At 44.0% G+C, this 19,689-nt stretch carries 15 protein-coding genes; 10 read left to right on the top strand and 5 right to left on the bottom strand.

Annotated elements, in window-relative coordinates; translation table 11 throughout:
* The first annotated feature begins 62 nt into the window (after positions 1 to 62).
* Together GJS45_RS21205 and GJS45_RS21210 are read left to right on the top strand one after the other, a co-directional pair.
* Positions 63 to 2,288, top strand: coding sequence for a sodium-translocating pyrophosphatase (locus GJS45_RS21205; protein ID WP_162343888.1), 2,226 nt, complete (start codon positions 63 to 65; stop codon positions 2,286 to 2,288).
* A gap of 227 nt (positions 2,289 to 2,515) precedes the next feature.
* On the top strand, positions 2,516 to 3,541 hold the full coding sequence (locus tag GJS45_RS21210; protein WP_162343889.1) for an N-acetylmuramoyl-L-alanine amidase: 1,026 nt from the start codon (positions 2,516 to 2,518) through the stop codon (positions 3,539 to 3,541).
* On the opposite strand, the gene GJS45_RS21215 is transcribed toward GJS45_RS21210, so the two are convergent.
* Positions 3,538 to 3,903: an Hpt domain-containing protein gene (locus GJS45_RS21215; RefSeq protein ID WP_162343890.1), complete on the bottom strand. Its 366-nt coding sequence runs from the start codon at positions 3,901 to 3,903 to the stop codon at positions 3,538 to 3,540. The genes GJS45_RS21210 and GJS45_RS21215 overlap by 4 nt on opposite strands.
* A 146-nt stretch (positions 3,904 to 4,049) precedes the next feature.
* On the opposite strand from GJS45_RS21215, the gene GJS45_RS21220 reads away from it, so the two are divergent.
* The 5 genes from GJS45_RS21220 (at position 4,050) to GJS45_RS21240 (ending at position 13,628) form a co-directional block, all read left to right on the top strand.
* Positions 4,050 to 6,311 (top strand): Tex family protein, encoded by a 2,262-nt coding sequence (locus tag GJS45_RS21220; protein WP_162343891.1) that lies wholly within the window; start codon positions 4,050 to 4,052, stop codon positions 6,309 to 6,311.
* 833 nt (positions 6,312 to 7,144) lie between these two features.
* Entirely contained in the window at positions 7,145 to 10,312 is a 3,168-nt protein-coding gene (locus GJS45_RS21225) for a SusC/RagA family TonB-linked outer membrane protein (protein WP_202928150.1), read from the top strand.
* 30 nt (positions 10,313 to 10,342) lie between these two features.
* On the top strand, positions 10,343 to 11,803 hold the full coding sequence (locus GJS45_RS21230; protein ID WP_162343892.1) for a SusD/RagB family nutrient-binding outer membrane lipoprotein: 1,461 nt from the start codon (positions 10,343 to 10,345) through the stop codon (positions 11,801 to 11,803).
* Between the two features lie 68 nt (positions 11,804 to 11,871).
* Positions 11,872 to 12,306, top strand: coding sequence for a hypothetical protein (locus tag GJS45_RS21235; protein WP_162343893.1), 435 nt, complete (start codon positions 11,872 to 11,874; stop codon positions 12,304 to 12,306).
* Between the two features lie 179 nt (positions 12,307 to 12,485).
* Positions 12,486 to 13,628, top strand: a complete 1,143-nt coding sequence (locus GJS45_RS21240) for a pyridoxal phosphate-dependent aminotransferase (protein WP_162343894.1) — start codon at positions 12,486 to 12,488, stop codon at positions 13,626 to 13,628.
* 186 nt (positions 13,629 to 13,814) lie between these two features.
* Here GJS45_RS21240 and GJS45_RS21245 read toward each other — a convergent pair whose 3' ends face one another.
* Together GJS45_RS21245 and GJS45_RS21250 are read right to left on the bottom strand one after the other, a co-directional pair.
* The gene (locus GJS45_RS21245; RefSeq protein ID WP_162343895.1) at positions 13,815 to 14,933 is read right to left on the bottom strand and encodes an AEC family transporter; all 1,119 of its coding nucleotides are present in this window, start codon (positions 14,931 to 14,933) and stop codon (positions 13,815 to 13,817) included.
* A gap of 71 nt (positions 14,934 to 15,004) precedes the next feature.
* A complete protein-coding gene (locus tag GJS45_RS21250) occupies positions 15,005 to 16,171 on the bottom strand; it encodes a pyridoxal phosphate-dependent aminotransferase (RefSeq protein WP_162343896.1) in 1,167 nt (388 codons plus the stop codon).
* A 384-nt stretch (positions 16,172 to 16,555) separates the two neighbouring features.
* On the opposite strand from GJS45_RS21250, the gene GJS45_RS21255 reads away from it, so the two are divergent.
* Together GJS45_RS21255 and GJS45_RS21260 are read left to right on the top strand one after the other, a co-directional pair.
* The gene (locus GJS45_RS21255) at positions 16,556 to 16,813 is read left to right on the top strand and encodes a hypothetical protein (RefSeq protein ID WP_162343897.1); all 258 of its coding nucleotides are present in this window, start codon (positions 16,556 to 16,558) and stop codon (positions 16,811 to 16,813) included.
* Complete coding sequence (locus tag GJS45_RS21260; protein ID WP_162343898.1) at positions 16,810 to 17,580, top strand: LexA family transcriptional regulator; 771 nt, start codon at positions 16,810 to 16,812, stop codon at positions 17,578 to 17,580. The genes GJS45_RS21255 and GJS45_RS21260 overlap by 4 nt, the downstream gene beginning before the upstream one ends.
* A 16-nt stretch (positions 17,581 to 17,596) precedes the next feature.
* On the opposite strand, the gene GJS45_RS21265 is transcribed toward GJS45_RS21260, so the two are convergent.
* Positions 17,597 to 18,364, bottom strand: a complete 768-nt coding sequence (locus tag GJS45_RS21265) for a hypothetical protein (protein ID WP_162343899.1) — start codon at positions 18,362 to 18,364, stop codon at positions 17,597 to 17,599.
* A gap of 151 nt (positions 18,365 to 18,515) precedes the next feature.
* Here GJS45_RS21265 and GJS45_RS21270 point away from each other — a divergent pair, with 151 nt between their 5' ends.
* Positions 18,516 to 19,148 carry a 2OG-Fe(II) oxygenase gene (locus GJS45_RS21270; protein ID WP_162343900.1) on the top strand — a complete coding sequence of 211 codons (633 nt, stop codon included), beginning with the start codon at positions 18,516 to 18,518 and terminating at the stop codon, positions 19,146 to 19,148.
* A gap of 13 nt (positions 19,149 to 19,161) precedes the next feature.
* Here the strand turns inward: GJS45_RS21270 and GJS45_RS21275 are convergent, their stop codons facing one another.
* Positions 19,162 to 19,593, bottom strand: a complete 432-nt coding sequence (locus GJS45_RS21275; protein WP_162343901.1) for a DUF4174 domain-containing protein — start codon at positions 19,591 to 19,593, stop codon at positions 19,162 to 19,164.
* Positions 19,594 to 19,689 lie beyond the last annotated feature (96 nt).

Consider the following 19,689-nt stretch of genomic DNA (forward strand, 5'->3'; position numbering starts at 1 on the left):
GGAATGGGAATAATAATATCTTTGTCGAAATTTAAAATACATATATTTCTTTAATAGCTGATATGGAACAATTATTTCTCTATTTGGTCCCTTTTTTGGGTGTTGTTGGGCTAGTGGTGATGGCCGTAAAATCTGCCTGGGTGACGAGGCAACCTACCGGTGATAAGAACATGGTTGAATTGGCCGGTTACATTGCCAAAGGAGCCATGTCATTTCTGAGGGCTGAATGGAAAGTAATGATTTACTTTGTTGTGATCGCTGCCATTATTTTGGGATGGTCGGGAACCTTGCTGGATAATTCCAGTCCGGTGATCGCCATCTCGTTTGTAATAGGAGCGGTACTATCTGCTTTCGCTGGCTACCTGGGAATGAAGATAGCTACCAAGTCCAATGTAAGGACGACAGAAGCAGCGAAAACAAGTCTTGCCAAGGCCTTGAATGTGTCTTTTACGGGAGGCACGGTAATGGGGCTTGGAGTGGCCGGATTGGCGGTTCTGGGAATGGGAGGCTTGTTTATCGTCTTTTACCATATGTTTGTACTTTCTGCAGGAGGGGGTGTAAATGGACATGAAATGGAAACGGCACTGGAGGTGCTGGCAGGGTTTTCACTGGGAGCCGAGTCGATCGCCCTTTTTGCCAGAGTAGGAGGGGGGATTTATACCAAGGCCGCCGATGTGGGTGCTGATTTGGTAGGAAAGGTGGAAGCCGGAATCCCGGAGGATGATGTGCGAAATCCGGCTACCATTGCCGATAATGTGGGAGACAATGTGGGCGATGTGGCTGGCATGGGGGCGGACCTTTTCGGGTCTTATGTGGCCACCATTCTGGCTTCCATGGTCTTGGGAAGAGAGATTGTAAGTAACGATAATTTTGGAGGGATTGCCCCTATATTATTGCCTCTGGTAATAGCTGGTTTGGGCTTGGTTTTCTCCATTGTGGGAACGTTTTTTGTGAATATAAAGTCCGAAACAGGAAACGTGCAGGCAGCCCTGAACCGGGGAAATTGGATTTCAATCCTATTGACGGTAGCGGCCTCTTTCTTTGTGATCGATTACATGCTGCCGGAGGGTGATCTGGTCATGTCCCGGCTGAATTCTGTCGCCTTTACCAAAATGGGCGTATTTGGGGCAGTCTTTATCGGATTGATCGTCGGGGCGCTGATGAGTATTATTACGGAACACTACACAGCAATGGGCAAAGGCCCGGTGAATTCCATCATCCGACAATCTTCCACGGGTCATGCCACGAATATTATCGGCGGTCTGGCCGTGGGAATGCAATCCACTGTTTTACCAATTTTGGTATTGGCAGGGGGGATTTTTACTTCTTATATGGCGGCAGGATTGTACGGAGTGGCGATTGCAGCTGCCGGAATGATGGCCACCACGGCCATGCAACTGGCAATTGATGCGTTTGGCCCCATTGCCGACAATGCTGGTGGAATAGCCGAGATGTCCGGATTGCCAAAAGAGGTACGAGAAAGAACCGATATCCTGGATGCCGTCGGCAATACTACTGCAGCCACAGGTAAGGGATTTGCCATCGCCTCAGCAGCGCTAACGGCGTTGGCGTTGTTTGCCGCTTATGTAGGGATCTCAGGTATTTCCACCATTGATATTTACAAGGCAGACGTGTTGTCCGGATTGTTTGTGGGAGCCATGATTCCATTCATTTTTTCTTCTCTGGCCATAGCGGCTGTAGGAAGAGCAGCCATGGACATGGTTAATGAAGTGAGGAGACAGTTCAAGGAAATGCCCGGAATCATGGAATTCAAAACCAAGCCGGATTATGAGAAATGTGTGGAAATCTCCACCAAAGCATCCATTCGGGAGATGGTGGCTCCCGGAGCCATTGCGTTGGTTTCTCCGATTATCGTGGGGTTCCTTTTTGGCCACGAAGTATTGGGAGGGATGCTGGCAGGAGTGACCGTTTCCGGGGTGCTGATGGGGATATTCCAAAACAATGCCGGTGGGGCCTGGGATAACGCCAAAAAGTCATTTGAAAAAGGCGTGGAAATTAATGGTGAGATGTATTACAAGGGTTCTGAACCCCACAAAGCTTCTGTTACCGGAGATACGGTAGGAGATCCCTTTAAAGATACCTCTGGTCCTTCCATGAATATCCTGATTAAACTTACCTCCATTGTTTCCATCGTGATTGCCCCCTATATCCCCCTGGACAGTCCCTTGGGTATTTCGGATAATGCTGACGTGGAAGCCTTGCCAAAAGTGGTACAGGTGCAGCAGCAAGAACCGCCCGCATCGGTTGAAGCTTTGGAGGTGAATTAAATCCTTACGCATTTTTTTAAGCATTTCAATAAAGCCGCCTCAAATTCCGGGGCGGTTTTTATTTTTTAGGAAAGTAATTTCCAAATTCAGGCTATATTTCTTTTTTCCGGGATAATTTTGGTAAAAAAAATTATCTTTGGTTTTGAAATGGTATTCTATTTAATGGTAATTGCCTGTTTGATTGGTACTTGAATCACACAGGCCATTTTCGATTCTAACTCATTCCCATGAAGCACCCCTCTTGTTTCCCATTGATCGCCTTGGCAATCTTTCTATTGTTTGCAGGCCGTGTTTTTGCATTTTCCCCGATAGGGCAACCGGATGAAAGGCAAAATACAGATTCGATTAGGGGCAAGGTCATTATCCTGGATCCCGGTCATGGCGGCACGGCCGCTACGGATTCTTACCGCGTGGGGCCTACCGGTGAGCGGGAAGAATGGGTGAATTTGCGGGTTGCTTTGTACCTTAAGGATATGCTGGAAGAAGCGGGAGCAGCGGTTTTGCTTACCCGGACCGAAGATGTTTTTGTGCCGCTGGAGGAGCGAAGCCAACTGGCCAGAAAAAAGGAAGCAGACCTCTTTATTTCCATTCATCACAATGCCACCGCAGATCCTTCGGTGAATTTCCCCATTGTCTACTTTCATGGCTCGGCTACCGAAAACATGGGCAGCACACATTTGGGAAAAAAAATAGCCATTTCACTGCGTAAGCATTTGTTTAAAGGGAAAGGTCCCTATAGCCTGGTATCTGACTACACCATTTTTTCCAAATCGGGTGCCAGCGTTTTACGGGGCACTTACGAGATTCCGGCGGTAATTGGCGAGGCTACATTTTTCACCCACCCGAAGGAAGAGCGAAGGTTAAAGCGGGAATCGTACAACCGCAAGGAAGCCCTTGCCTATTTTGAAGCGATTTCGGCGTTTTTCTCGGAAATCCCCTTCCCCATTTTGGAAAAACAACAGCCTTTAGAAATTCCTTCTTTTGAAGTGTTTCAGGAAGCAGAAAGAATGCGCCCGGAAGCCCTGCAATGGAAGGAAAACTTTCAGGAGGCCAAACGCCTGTACGAGACAGGTAGTCCCGAAAATAAGGAGCATGCTCTAAGCTTACTGGATCTCAGTGTAAAATCGTTTCCCGATTCCTACCTGGCACGGGATTGCCACTTACTTCGCGCCATTATTCTGGAAGAGCAGGGCAAACTGGGTGAAGCTGCCACGGAATTAAAAAGAGTGCAGGCTTATTACCCTACGAATTAGGCAGTTCTATTTTTTAGTTCTTCCTCCAGTTGAATCAGCACTGTCTCCAGGACGGTGTTGGTCTCCATGATTAAGGGAGACAGTTTTTCAGGCTGCGCCTGATTTTCAGCCAGCTCCTCTATTTCCCGAATAATGGGACGGAGGATTTCAATTTTGAGATTGTCGATACTAGGTTTAATCTGGTGGGCCAGGTTTTTGATTTCGTCAAAGTCTTTTTGATCAAAAGCCGTATTCAGGCCGGATATGGTGAGTTTTGCTTGTTCGATGAAAAGTTTAATCATTTCGACGATAAAATCGTCACTACCTCCGCTAATCTCCTCCAAATTAATCAAATCGTAGAGTTTTCCCTGGTTGTTTTCCATTATCAGTTAGGTCGAATGTTGCCACAAATATACCATTTGTATTGGTTTTACCGAATGTCGGAATTTCATCTTTTTCGAGGTTAGGAAAGAAATTTTGGCTTAAATTGCGGGCGTTAAAAAAAATGTGCACGCTATAATTTTTGTTCATGTCAGATTTGAATCACTATTCAAAGATTGCCAGTGAGTTAGGTATTCGGGAAAAACAGGTCAGCAGTACGGCAGCTTTGCTGGATGAGGGTGCCACGGTGCCTTTTATTTCCAGGTATCGGAAGGAAGTTACCGGAACCCTGGACGAAGTACAGGTTGCGGCTGTCCGGGACAGATTGCAACAACTGAGGGATTTGGAAAAAAGAAAGGAAGCCATCATCAAGTCCATTGAGGAACAAGGTAAATTGACAGCGGAGCTGACCAAAAAAATCGCCGCAGCGGAAACCATGTCTTTGCTGGAAGATATTTACCTACCCTACAAACCCAAACGAAGAACCAAAGGGACGGTAGCAAAGGAAAAAGGTCTGGAACCCTTGGCGCAACTCATTTATTCGCAGGAAAATTCATCTCCGGAAGCGGCAGCCAAACCCTATGTGGACGATGAAAAGGGAGTTAATTCTACTGAGGAGGCACTACAGGGTGCCCGGGATATTATAGCTGAATGGATCAATGAGGATGCGGAGGTAAGAAAGCAATTGCGCCACTTGTTTATCGAAGAAGGGAAATTTGTCTCGAAAGTTATACCTGGTAAGGAACAGGAAGCGGTCAAATATACCGATTATTTCGATTGGGAAGAGCCCATTAAAACGGCTCCATCCCACAGGATATTGGCCATGCGCCGTGGGGAGAAAGAGTTGTTTTTGATGCTGGATACCGGTCCTGAAGAAAACCAAGCCTTGCTTTTGATTGAAAAAAAGGTGTTGAAGGGAAACAATTCCAGTACTGAGCAGGTAAAAATGGCTGTGAAAGATGGATACAAACGGCTGCTGAAGCCTTCTATGGAAACGGAAGTCAGGGTATTTTCCAAAAAGAAGGCGGATGAAGCGGCCATTAGGGTTTTTGCAGAGAACCTAAGACAACTGTTGCTCGCCTCTCCTTTGGGGGAAAAGGCCGTACTGGCCATTGATCCGGGCTTTCGAACCGGTTGTAAAGTGGTTTGCCTGGGACGACAGGGGCAATTCCTTCAGAACGAAACCATTTATCCCAATGAGCCCCAGAAGAAAACCATGGAGTCCGGTGCCCTGGTAAAATACATGGTAGAAAAGCATAACATTGAGGCAATAGCCATTGGAAATGGTACGGCAAGCAGGGAAACAGAAGCCTTTATCAACCGTCTGGGCTTGCCCAAAGAGGTACTCGTGGTAATGGTCAATGAGAGTGGTGCTTCTATCTACTCAGCCTCCGAGGTAGCGCGGGAAGAGTTTCCTGATTTTGACCTTACAGTTCGCGGGGCGGTCTCTATCGGAAGGAGATTGATGGATCCCCTGGCCGAGTTGGTGAAAATTGATGCCAAATCCATAGGAGTAGGTCAATACCAGCACGATGTGGATCAAAACGCCTTGAAAAATTCGCTGGATGATACGGTTATGAGCTGTGTGAATGGCGTTGGAGTGGAGGTAAATACGGCTTCAAAGCAATTGCTAACCTATGTGTCCGGACTGGGCCCCTCTTTGGCACAGCATATCGTAGCATACCGCAATGAGAACGGTCCGTTTAAAAGCAGGGAAGAAATTAAAAAAGTACCCCGATTGGGAGAAAAGGCGTTTGAACAGGCAGCCGGTTTTCTGCGGATACGGAATGGCCTGAATCCACTCGATGGCAGTGCCGTCCATCCCGAACGGTACGGACTGATCAAGCTGATGGCAGATGACATGGGTGTTTCTGTCAGCACGCTACTAAAAGACGATCAACTTGTCCAAAAAATACCTCTGGAAAAATACGTGGGAGATGAAGTAGGTTTGCCTACACTAAAGGATATTTTGGAGGAACTGGGAAAGCCCGGCCGTGACCCGAGAAGCAAGTTTGAGGTCTTTCGGTTTGAGGAAGGCATTAATGAAATCAAGGATCTGAAGGTAGGGATGGAACTGCCGGGGATTGTCACCAACATTACTCAGTTTGGTGCCTTTGTGGATGTAGGCGTGCATCAGGATGGATTGGTACATCTAAGTCAACTTGCGGACCGCTTTATCAAGGACCCCAATGAAGTGGTGTCTGTGAATCAAAAAGTGAAGGTAACGGTAATGGAGGTGGATATAGCCCGCAAGCGAATTGGGCTTAGTATGAAAGCAGACCCGTTTGGAAAATCACCCCAGCAGGGAAAGCGAGATAAGCCTTCTGGTAAAAAACGGGCTAACAAGCCCCAGGCGAAAGAAAGTATGGAGGATAAACTTGCCTTATTGAAACAGAAATTTGGTAAATAGTTTTTTATGGGTCCAAACACTCGTATAAACGGACTTTTTGGGAAAACCAATGAATTAAACAGGTAACAATCAAATCAGTCAAAGAATTGGACGTACCGTTACAAAACCAGCCAAATTAGTGCTTATATCTGCGCTAATTTTACTTGAAGTTTGTACCCATGATCGGAATAATCGGATCATGGGTATTTTTATTTCCAGCTAACTTTTAATCTGAGTATTGGCCGATTTTCGCTTTGCTGTTAATCAGGGTATTTTTTCAGCGTAATTATGGAACTTAATTTTGTTAAATTTTATAATTTCAAAATTTAAATCTAACAGGTATCTCAAAAAATTGATTGAGTTAAAAAATAACAACATATTTATTTTTAATCATAAAAATTACAAAAATAGGGTTTATAATAAACCCATTATTTTGATTATATGAAATAATGGCAAATAATAGGATTTAAAAATATCCTAAAATATGAGAATAAGTGATTTTAGTTTGTAAATTTAAATCCACTGTAAAAATAAAAAATAAACAAATAAATTATAAAAAATAATAACAATAGTATGTTTTATATAATAAAACAAATAATAAAATATAATTAATAAATAATTTTTAATTATTTCGTTTAACCTGGATTTTTGAAAATTAATTCGGTAAATTTTTCTTATTCGAATTCCTGTTTTATATTGACAACGAATTTAAAAATGAAGGGTTTAAATTAACCATATAATTCATTTTTTTATTCAAAATCCCGAAATAGCCCTTCTGATACACCCAAAAATCAACCACTTGGGACAACCGGACCAAAAACCGGTTTTAATCTTCACTTATAACCATTAACAACATGATTAAAAAATTTACTCACGCAAAGGAAAGGAGTATCGGTATTTTTACCCGTCTTTTCCTCGGATTGATGATCCTTACGGGGTCAGTGCTATTTAATCCGCTCGTTGCACAGGAGCGGTCGGTATCTGGAACGGTAATTGACGAAAATGAGCAGCCTATTCCAGGGGCTAGTGTGCTGGTTAAAGGAACCACCAAAGGAGCAGCCACGGATATCAATGGAGAGTTTTCCCTTTCATTGTCGGGTTCGGAGGATGTACTGGAAGTTTCCTTTATCGGTTACGATAAAAAGGAGATTAAGGTAGGGAATCAGAGCGAATTGACTATTTCCCTATCGCCAGACGAAACGGCTTTATCTGAGGTGGTAGTTACTGCCTTTGGAATGGAACGCGAAAAGAAGGCGCTAGGCTACACTACGCAGGCGGTTGAGGGTAGCCAGATAGCTGATGCCCGCCAGCCGAATATTGCCAACAACTTGTCCGGTCGTATTGCCGGCGTTCAGATCAATAGTAATTCCATGCCTGGTAGCGGTTCTCACATCGTTATCCGGGGTTCTTCTTCCGTGGCTGGGAACAACCAGCCGCTGGTAGTGCTGGATGGAGTACCCTTAGACCAGACTGCCAGTAGAAGATATGGGGGAGGTTTGTCTGAAATCAATCCGGACAACATTAAAGAAATAAACGTATTGAAAGGTGCTACCGCTGCGGCGTTATATGGTTCCAGAGCGGCGAATGGCGTGATCATGGTGACCACCAAGGACGGGTCTGGTAGTAAGGGAATTGGTGTGGAGTTGAACACCAACATGACTTTTGACAGGCCTTTGGTAGAACCTGGTTTACAAAACATTTACGGCGGAGGTATCGGGTACAGAACCTGGTACGTGGACGGAAGAAACGGTTTTGATGCCGATGGAATCCGGGGAACTGCCGGTGTAGATGAAAGCTGGGGTCAGCCGATGGACGGATCACTGGTTCCGCTATGGTACAGTGCTCCCGGCAGAGAGCCGCTTTTACCCCAACCCGATAATTTTCAGCAGTTTTGGGAGACCGGCAGAAGCATGACAAATAACGTAGCGGTATCCGGTGCAAATGAATCCGGTAATTTCAGGCTGTCCATGGGAAGGCTGGATCAAACCAGTATCATGTACAACAACAATTACTACCGAAATAATTTCAAACTTAACGCTGGTTATAATTTTACAGATAAGTTAAGTTTTACGGTTAGTGCGGAGTATGTAAAGTCCGGATCCGACAACCGACGGTATACAGCAAGTTCAGATTTTATTTGGTCGCATCGGCATACTGATTTCGACAAGCTGAAAAATTGGGAGCAGTACTACGATATTCAGCGAGAGACCTTCCGGCCTGGCGATGACTATCCGTATGCTAACTGGCAGCACGAATATTTTACCAATCCTTATTTTCTACAGGACCGGTACACGAATGCAAATGAAAAAGACCGGCTCGTGGGAAATATTGCGGCCAATTATAAATTTTCCGATGAGCTTAGCATCATGCTCCGTTCCGGAACCGATTTCTGGTCCGATAGCCGGACAAATGTAACTAGTGTAGAAAGAACGAAAAACTTTGTCCGGATTCTGGGAGCCTATACGGATACCCAGATGACCAGTCAGGAAACCAACAGTGATATCATCCTGACCTACAACAAAACGTTGGACAACGGCTTTTCCTTGAATTTCCAAGGCGGGGCCATCAACAGAACCAACAATTATCAAACGACTGCTGTAAATGTCCGGGAACTTACGATCGATGGGTTGTACAACCTGGGCAACTATGCCAGCCCGGTTGTTCCTTCCAGTGAAATCAGGAAGCAGGTAGTAAATAGCGTGTTTGGTTCTGCGCAGTTTGGTTATGCCAATTCCATCTTTTTGGACGTGACCGGAAGAAATGACTGGTCCAGTACCTTGCCTACTGGCGGTAATTCTTTCTTCTACCCTTCAGTGGCCCTGAGTGCGGTTTTGACCGATCTGTTTAACGTGCAGAGCAATGTCCTTTCATTTGCCAAGGTCAGAGCTAGTTTGGCGCAAGTAGGTAACGATGCCGATCCTTACCTTTTGAATCAGGTATTTGCTTCTCAGGGCTTATGGGCAGGGACCACGCCTATGTATGCCGCTTCAGATGAAATCGCTAACCGAAATTTGAAACCTGAAATTACGACAGGTCAGGAAGTAGGACTTGATTTACGCTTTCTGAATGGACGAATAGGGCTTGACTTTACCTATTACCATCAGTCCACTACCAATCAGATTTTGGCAGTAGCCATTTCCCGTGCTTCCGGTTATGAAAGTCAGATTCTTAATGCCGGAGAAATTACCAACCAAGGGGTAGAATTAATGCTTACAGCCGGAATTCTTCAAAATACCGGGGGGCTTAACTGGGATGTGTCGATGAATTTTGCCCGAAACAGAAACCTGGTAGTAGAACTGGCTGAGGGCCTTGAAAATTACACGCTTGGAAGTCAGAATAGCTTAACCTCTGAGGCCAGAATTGGTCAGCCCTATGGCACATTGTACGGTAGGAGATACCAGCGGTCACCGGAGGGAGAAATTGTCTATAGCAACGGATTACCTCAATTAGAAGCTGGAACGTTCCAATTGGGAAATATTCAGCCTGACTGGATTGGTGGGCTATCCAATACATTTACTTACCGGGGTTTCTCCTTCGGTTCGTTGATCGATGTTCGCATGGGTGGAGACCTGTTTGATGTGGGTACCGGACTGGCTAGAAAGACAGGCCAATACGTAGAGACGGCTATCGGAAGAGAAGAGGGTGTGATCGGACAAGGTGTAATGAATGTAGGTACAGAAGAAAGCCCTGCTTACGTGCCCAATGACGTTATCGTTGGAGCGCAGCCTTTCTGGAACGCCCAAAACCCCCGAACATACCACGAAGCAGGCATTTTTGATGGATCATTTGTAAAGTTGAGGGAATTGTCCCTAGGCTACAGCCTTCCGCAGACCTTGCTTGCCAATACTTTTCTGGAGAGTGTAAGACTATCCGTGGTGGGCAGAAATTTGGCCATACTATTTAGAAACCATCCTCATCTGGACCCTGAATTCGACGGTAAAGGCGGCAATGCCCAGGGATTTGGTTACGGTGAGATGCCTTCCACCCGAAATATCGGATTTAACCTGAATGTTAGCTTTTAAGTAGATTCCAACTTGCTAAAGATTAAAAACATGAAAAAATTTAAAATACTACCCTATACCTTATTACTCGGGCTCTTCCTTATGGCGGGCTCTTGTACAGAGGAATTCGAAGAAATCAATACCGATCCCAACAACCCGGTGACCATATCACCGGCCCTTTTATTACCCAATGCCATTCAGGTATCGGTGGATCGGTATTGGGGTCACAGCACCCGATTTCAAAGGTTAAACATCGATGCAGCCATGTGCTGGATTCAGCATTTGGCTCGAAATATCTACATTAACGCCGAGGGAGATACTTATGAAATTCCGATTACGGTTTCTTCCGGAACATGGGATAATCTCTATAACAGTTCCCTTGTAAATCTGGAGCAAGTCATTGAACTTTCTGGAGAAGGAGGAGAATTTGAGAATCGAAATTACGAAGGGATTGCCATGGTAATGAAGGCATTTACCTTTTCTTACCTGACCGATGCATTTGGTCCCATTCCTTACTCAGAGGCACTTAAAGGAGCCGCAGAGGAGCCAGTTAACTCTCCGAAATACGACTCGATGGAAGAGGTGTATGCAGGTGTATTGGCCGACCTTCAGCTCGCCAACGAAAAGCTGTCGGTCAATGGCCCGCTGGTAAATGGAGACATTATGTTTGACGGGGATATTCTGAGATGGAAAAAGTTTGCCAATTCATTGCGAATTAAACTGGCGAACCGTCAGGCTGTTAAAAAGCCAGCTGAATCCAGGGCTATCATGCAGGAGATTCTTTCTTCTCCCGAAACCTATCCTATTTTTACAGGAAATGATGATTATGCAGAATTGATCCATGCAAACGTTATCGGGAGCAGAAATAAGATGTTTGATGTATTTTCCACCCGTTCAGATTGGAATATCAGTACCACATTGGTGGATAAGTTATTGGAACTGGATGATGATCGTATTTCGGTGTATGCCTTGCCCTTGAGCGATGGATCGTACAAAGGCTTACCCAATGGATTGACAGATGCGGCAGCATCTACTATTTCCGCATCTACTATCGGACAGAAATTCCTGGATCCGGAAGCTCCCAGTATTTTGATGACCTATTCAGAGTTGATGTTTATCCTTGCGGAGGCGGCTATAGATGGAGATATTACTGGTGATTACATGGAATATTTCGAAAAAGGAGTGAGTGGTTCGTTTGCTCAACATGGATTGGAAATGCCTGCCGACTATGTGGGTAGATTGGGTTCGGTTGATAAAGAAACCATCATGACACAAAAGTGGATTGCGCTCTTTGGGCAGGGAATTGAAGCCTGGACCGAATACAGGAGAACCGGTCTTCCTCAGATGCCTACACCTGATCCAAATGCCATATTTGTAAATGAAGGTGTTTTGCCTACACGTATTGAGTACCCGCCATCTGAATATTCGCTGAACATGGATAATCTACAGGGCGGTATCCAAATGCTGGGCGGAGAAGATAATATGCGTAGTGAATTATGGTGGAAGGAATAAGGAAATCCGCTCTCTTAATGAAGCAATTTTTGCAAACAGACATTTTCAAATTCAATTGAAATTATACCATGAAAAAATTAATTAATAAGTTAGCTATACTAGGGGTAGTGATCGCTGTTTTCTCTTGCGTAGAGGCAGAGGATTTGGCTACTCCAAACGTCGCCGCACCGGTCTTGGTGGTGTTGGAGGGGAACGAATTTGATGCCGCCACAGGCGTGGCAGTTGCCGGTTCGTTTTACGAATTGGACAAAAGCGGTATTCTCGATCGGAATATAGGTATTGATTCCATTCCTGTCTCAGGTCTTGAAGTAACAGTTTTTATGGACCAAACCAATGAAATTGGTACGCTCACCACTGATAGCCAGGGTAAAATACTATTTGAGAATCCCTGGACCTCGCTTGGTTTATCTGAGCCAAGTTCCGGATCACAAATTCGTCTCGAATTTGCGGGCACTCACAATGATATCGCCTTCCGGAAGTTTCACAATGTACGTGTAAGGTAGTAGTAATAAGATAAGCGAAATCAGAAAGGGACAAGATTCCTTGGGTAAGGGATGTTTTGTTTGGAATAATTTTCTCTGCTGCTAAACTCCGGGTAGAAGTAGAAGATTAGTTCTATGACAAAACATCCCTTTTTATTTCTATAAAAAACGATTACCACTAACAACCAAATCAAAAAAAGATGACGAATTTAAACAGAAGAAATTGGCTGAAATCCAGCCTTACGATGACAGCTGGACTCATGACCATGGGCTATGCAGGTGCCGGTACGGAAGAGGAAGCCATTTCTTCCTTTCTTCCAAAAAAAGAGCGATATGCGAGATTGACTTCCAACGAAAATCCCTTTGGACCATCCGCTTCTGCTAAAAAGGCACTGAAAGAAGCTATAGATGATGCCTTTTTATATCCCAGAGAATACAGGCAGAAATTGGTAAGCCTGATAGCTCAGGAGGAGGGTGTAACAGAAGACCATATCTTACTGGGAGCAGGTTCAAGTGAACTGCTACACGCCACCGCCAGAGTGTACGGAGGTGCCAATGGCAAAGTGGTATCCGCCAACCCTACCTACACTTCCCTGGTTAGGTCTGCCGAATACATGGGCTCCGAGTGGATCAAAGTTCCCCTTGACAAAAACTTTGATCACGACCTGTCTACCATGGAATATAAGGTAAAACCGGATGTCTCGCTGGTCTATCTGGTCAACCCGAACAACCCTACCGGAAAGATCATGACTGGAGAAGAGATTATTGGTTTTTGTAATACTGTATCGGATAAGGTCCCCGTATTTGTAGATGAGGCTTATTGGGATTACATGGAAAACCCGAAAGGGTCCACCACTACGGCTTGCATTAAGAATGGTAAAAATGTGATTGTTGCCAGGACATTTTCAAAAGTGCATGCATTTGCGGGACTACGGGTCGGCTATTGTATCGCCCAGCCGGAAGTAATCAAAGAAATAGCTAAAGAAGGACCTAGAAACAGCCTGAGTGGCCCTTCCATGAGCGCGGCCACCGCTAGTCTGGTAGATCAGGAGTTTATTAAGTATTCTGTAAAAATGAATAATGAAGGAAAAAAATTCGTGTATGATGTGCTGGAAAAGACCGGACACGATTATTTTCCTTCTCACACCAATTTCATTCTTTTTCCTATTGCCATGGATAGCGACGACTTCAAAAAGAAGATGCTTGCTAAAGGAGTTGGGATAAAAAGTATGAATGTAGCAGGACAGAATTATTGCCGGGTAAGTATGGGTAAAATGGATGACCTGGAAATGTTTGCCGACGCATTTAAGCAGGTCACTTCGACAAAAATAAATCAATCTTAGTATAACGTGCAATAGATTTGTAATCAGATTATTACAATGATAAAAACCGGCTTGTTTCAGGCCGGTTTTTTTTGTGTTTTGTCCTAAAGCAAAAAAAAGCAGCTTTTCACCTGAAAAGCTGCTTTCGGTAGTTAGCAGAGGTTAATCTGATCACATTAGTAAATTAATTGTTAGTGGTTTATATTTTTATGAGGAATGGGTTTCCTTCTCCAATGCAGGCTCGTATTCTATCAGTTTGAACCACTTTAAAAGTGGCTTGATAATCCCTAATCCCAATAAGACGAAACCTACTGAAAACAGCGTCGTAGGGGAAGTGAATATTTCTCCGAAGGAAAATACCGCCAGCATGATCACGGTAGTGAAGGGTAGTGAGCAAGCCAGGATATTCACTGCTAATTCCATATCGAAGGTCTTATTCCTTTTCTTTTCACTTTCCTGCTCCAGGGCCGTAACGGAGGCCATGTGAGCAAAGGGCCAGAAGCTGATGGCACTCTGTGGGAATACGACCAGGACCAAAATGGCAGCATAGGATAATTGTGGTGCAAAGATCAAAACAATACCGCTCAGCAAGAAGGTAAGCCCGGAACGGATCATTAGTAAACCGGCAATTTTCCTAATTTGCTTCCAATTGAATACCACTGCTATTCCGATGAAAATTAACACCAATGGAGTCATCAGGTTACTCAGGGTACCGATGGCAGTAGCGATGAATACGGGGAGGTTTTCAAGATGAATTCCCACACTAATCAAAATGAGCGCAAGAATAATAACCAAATTAATGGGTTCATTCACCAGACTCAATAACAGCGACTTGATTTTATCCTTATTTCCGGTTTTTATATCCTTATTGATTTTAAAATACCAACTCATTGCGATCATATAGGCAATCACCAGGACAAACACTTTGTTTCCGATGTCAGCTAGTGCTCCCCAGGCGAGTGCATCGTCTCCCAGGTATTCGATAAGGAATGGAAAGCAGGAAAGCCCGGGCGCGAGCGATGGAAAGAGTAATAAATAGGTTCGATACGGAGACGAATCCTTTTCGATGCCAAAAAGAGGCAGGGTATATTTAAGGATGAAGTATAATAGGAAGTTAAATGAAATGGCCAATATTGGAAGGGCCAATAAATCCCATTGTACCTCGGCTTTGAGCAATGCTACAAATATAATTGCCGGTAAAGCCACTGTTAGGATTAACGTTTTAAGCCCTTTCTGCTGGGCAGGATCTTTCAGCTTTTTTCTCAGTAAAAACCCGATAACCAATAGCAATAGCAGAGAAAGCGTCTTTTGGACAGCTAAGTTCATATGAATAAATAATCAGTTTGTTAGTGAAGGTAAAGTGGGTGGTTATTTGGGGCTTATTGCTAATCGCGGGATTAGGTTGTCACCGTTTTCAGCGCATTGCTAAACAGCTTCATCTCATCCATGGTACCCATACTTACCCTACACCAGGGCTGGTCGGCGATGGAGTATACACGGATTCCGACACCTTGATCCATCATTTTTCCGGCAAATGCTTTGCCTTCCTGCTGGATAGGGAAAATCATAAAGCTGGTGTGAGAAGGAATCGGATCGAATCCCATAGATTTGACCTGCTCTAAGGTAAAAGCTTTCGATTCTGCATTCCATTGTCTGCAGGATGCGAGAAATTTCTCATCTTTGATGCTGGCGATGGCACCTTTCAGGGAAGTTACACATAGCCCCATTGTACCTCTTACCATGCTGGTGATGGATTTAATACGCTCTTCGGTAGCTACCAGGTATCCTACCCGCAAACCTGCCATTCCGTGAATTTTGGAAAAGGTTCTGGCTACCATGACATCATGTCCCTGAGAAACCAGGTTCACCATGGTGTGATCCTCAGGCTTGTCCATAAATTCCAAATACGCTTCATCCACAAATATGGGACGCTTTTTAGCGGCACTTTTGCAAAATGCTTTTAAATCTTCCGGGTCGGTGATGGCACCCATTGGATTATTGGGATTACATACATACAAAAGCTTGGTTTCGGAATCGATGGCTGCTTCCATGCCGTCCAGGTCATGTGAATAATCCATTTTCAGCGGAACGGCTTTCCATTCACCTCCCATGGCCTTTGCGGTATTGACGAGGGACATGTAAGAAGGATCAGCTGAAACGACATTTCCACCATCTTTACATAAAACAATGGCCGTTTTTTCCAACATATCAGTGGATCCGGGACCAAGCATGATGTTTTCAGGTTTGACACCCTCTTTTTCCGCCAACATATCTATTAGATAGGCTGCATCGGAATGACCGTATCTATTTCCGAGACTGATGGATTCAGCGATGGCTTTCTGTACACTTGGTGAAGGGCCAAAAGGATTTTCATTGGCCAAAAGCCTGGCCTTCATCTTTACGTCTTTGTAAATGGGGTTCATTTCCCATAACATGCTTTCGCTGCTCCAGTTTTTCCCGGATACTGCATTTGTCTTAGCATGTAAGTTTCCGGTAATCAATGGCAGGGATCCTAAACCTAATACGCTGGTCTTAAGCCAGTCCCTTCTGTTAAAATTTTTCATAAGTTCTCTCTTGTAAAGTGGTTAATTATTTTGGTATAAATTTAACCCAAAAATGAATGAAAAAAAATATAATCGATAAAAATAGGTGTAAAAAATAGCCACAGTTAATATTATGTGTACGAAAAAAAATCAAATAGGTCAAAAAAATACCCTATGAATAAAATATAAGTAGTTTAGTCAAGCGAGAAGCCGATGCCACCAGCTTTTTTGACTTCCTTTGTTTATTACCTGGCTGTTTTTCTCCCCTGTCTGAAAGCAAGTGTGAATGGCTTGGCTATTCTTCCACCCCATCCAAAAAGAGCAGAAATGATAAAAAAGAAATTTTTATTGGTTTATAAAAATAACATTTTTACTTTTACAAAGGGTGATTTAATAAACAATATAATGAGAGAATCAGAAAACATTCAGTTTACAGCTAAAAAGTTAACCTCTGGGAATCTTCAGGTAAAATTTTACATTCGACATGCTAATAAGCCCAGTTACGGGTATTTATTAATTGAGGAAGGTTGCTCCGAGGAAGAGATCCGCAGGGAAATAAAGGCTCGTCTGGCTCGCCGGGAGGATTCAAGAATGGACCTGCTGCGATTTACCTTTAAAAATCAGTGGAAAGATGACCACCAATTTTACCTCTATTCTGCATGAATTGTTTACCTCGAAATTTACGGTTTTTACGAAAGAAAGCAGGCATGACGCAAGGGCAGCTGGCGGAGAAAATCGGCGTACAACGGAGCATGATTTCAGCTTATGAAGATGGACGATCCGATCCCAAACTGGCGGCACTAGAAGTAATGGCTACCATTTTTGATATTGTCATCGACGAACTTCTTTTTTGGGATATCGAAAGCAAGGGCAGAAAGTATTTACAACAGCAACAACTTAAAATCCTGACCGTGACCCTGGACGAACAGGAAGAAGAATGGATCAGCATGGTCGGAGCGAAAGCCTCTGCCGGGTATTTAAACGGTTATGCCGATCCCGAATACATGGAAAACCTTCCAAATTTCAGACTACCAAACCTCTCCAAAGATAAAACCTACCGCGCGTTTGAAATAAGTGGGGACAGCATGCTTCCTTTGACACCAGGAACCCTAATCATCGGATCCTACCTGGAGCATGGGATGGAAGTAAAAAATGGGAAGACCTATGTGTTGGTTACCAAAAATGAAGGAATAGTCTATAAGCGGGTATTTAATTACATCACCGAACAAGGCAAACTATTCGCAGTATCGGATAATGATCGGTATAAACCCTACAACATCCCCATCGAGGAGGTGCTTGAAATATGGGAAGCCAAAGCCTTTGTAAGTGCCGATTTTCCAGATCCTTCTTCCGGACCACTTACGATCGAAGATCTTGGTAAAATGATCCGGGAGGTACAGGAAGATATTCGGAAAATTTCAGGGAAGTGATTCGGTGGCTCATCGATTAATCCTTTACTAGTGACCTGAATTCTTCGCGGATTTGGGCTTTTGCATCAAATTCAGGATCAATATTGATGATGCCGCTATCAAAATTGTGCCAGTAACCATCTCCACAGTCAAGGTAGGTTCCTTCATTTTTGGGTTCCTCTTCTCTAGCAGTATCGTAATCGTAGTCCGGTATAAAAATCAAAGAGGCTAGCTTTCTTCCTTCTTCCCAGTCCAGTGTTCCGGTTTGCTGGTTTATGTTAGCCTCCACCTTTCTGATCGAAAATTTGAATAATAATTCTACGAATACCCCCTTTTCCGGGCCAATTTCTTTAAACCGCAGGCATAGGGGAGCCTCTTTTTTGCTAACCTCATAAATGGCCTGTATGTAATCCTGGCAGCAGAGGTACCATTCTTCCTGATTAAGCGGAATGTCGCGGGTGATTTTGCCATGGATGTCCTTGGCGAGTAATTTGATACCGCCTTTTTCACCCAGGGATTTTTGGTTAGACCACTTGGAGGAGGCATATAATTTTTTGAATACTTGCTCCCACAAATTGGGAATCTCACCCGTAAACCGGTAATCGTCCTCAAGGGTAAATCCCTCATCGGTAATTTCTTCCGGAGTCATATCCTCTCTGCCCGTATATTGAATATCAAATTGGGTATTGACGAAATTCTTACCGAAGGATAGCTTTAACTTGAATACATGACTGAATGGCGGAGGAACTTCACCGGTTTGGTAATCAACTTCCAGCCGGGTGATGTCGTCGGATTTTAAATGCATGGTGGTTTTTTTAAAAACAAGCCACAAAATTAATGCTTATTCATTATTTGCAAGGTTTAAAATAGCAATTTCAATCTGGAAAACCTGAAATAGTTTGGCACCGAGCCTTTTTTTCCCTGAAATGTCAGGAATATTTTCGAATTTCGCAGGTATGACGCAGCACAACCCGCTTTCCGATACCCGTTCTAATGAGCAGATCGCCCAGGAACTGTATCAAAATGGCTGGTCCATAACGGATCAATACATTTCAGAAAAATTCAGAAAAGAATTACTGGAGGAGCAGCAGGATTTGATGTACCATGGACAATTTCGGCACGCCGGTGTGGGGAAGGGTGAATCATTTTCCATTCAACCTGAAATCAGAAGTGATAAAGTGATGTGGATGGATGAATTGCAATTGACCCCCCTACAGCAAACTTTCTGGAATAGCTTGGAAAATTTGCGACTTGCCATTAACCAGCGCTGTTATCTCGGGCTTCGATCCTTTGAAGCTCATTTTGCCATGTATCCTCCCGGTTCCTTTTACCTCAGGCACCTCGATCGATTCCAATCGGTAAGCTACCGGAAGGTTACCGTGATTCTATACTTGAATGAACGGTGGGAGGCATCGGATGAAGGGGCCCTTCGAATGTATTTTACAGCAGAAAATGGGGTGGAAACGTATCGGGATGTTTTACCTGTGGGGGGAAGGCTGGTTACTTTCCTAAGCGGGGAAATACCTCATGAAGTGTTGCCTACTAAGAAGGAGCGGATCAGTATTACGGGTTGGTTCAAGGACAGTTAAAAGTACCTGTGAACTAACGGGAATTATCCTTTTCGTTAATTTCCCGCATACGCATGGGCATCGCATCGATGGTGCCAAAAAGCTCCTCCCAATCGATTTTGGACTGTTCTCTTCGGAGTTTGGTTCCTCCGTCTTTTCCGATGAGAACATAGCAGTCCTTTTTGCTGCCCAAGGTATGTTTTGCTCTCAATTGTTTGATGTATTCAGTGGCAAAGGAGAATTCACTGTTGGTTTTTAGCGAATCTCCAAAGACAAAATAAACCATATCCCTTTCCTCCATTTCGCCTTGCAAGGTGTCGCTCTCAGGTATGAATTGGTTTTCGGAATTGGCCCCAACGGGAAATACCAATAAAACGCGGTTTTTCCAACGCAAATCCTCTAAGGTAATCTGATCAATCGTACTCATAAACGCCAGAAGAAGGATTGGGATAAGGGATGTTTTCATGAACAATTTTTATAGAATCTCTTGATACAACACCTACAGCCGGATAATGGTTTGACCCTGTTTCGATTAGAAGAAAAAAAAAGGTCCTTGAACTCT

It is taken from the genome of Cyclobacterium salsum, from assembly GCF_010119245.1.
Taxonomy (GTDB): Bacteria; Bacteroidota; Bacteroidia; order Cytophagales; family Cyclobacteriaceae; genus Cyclobacterium; species Cyclobacterium salsum.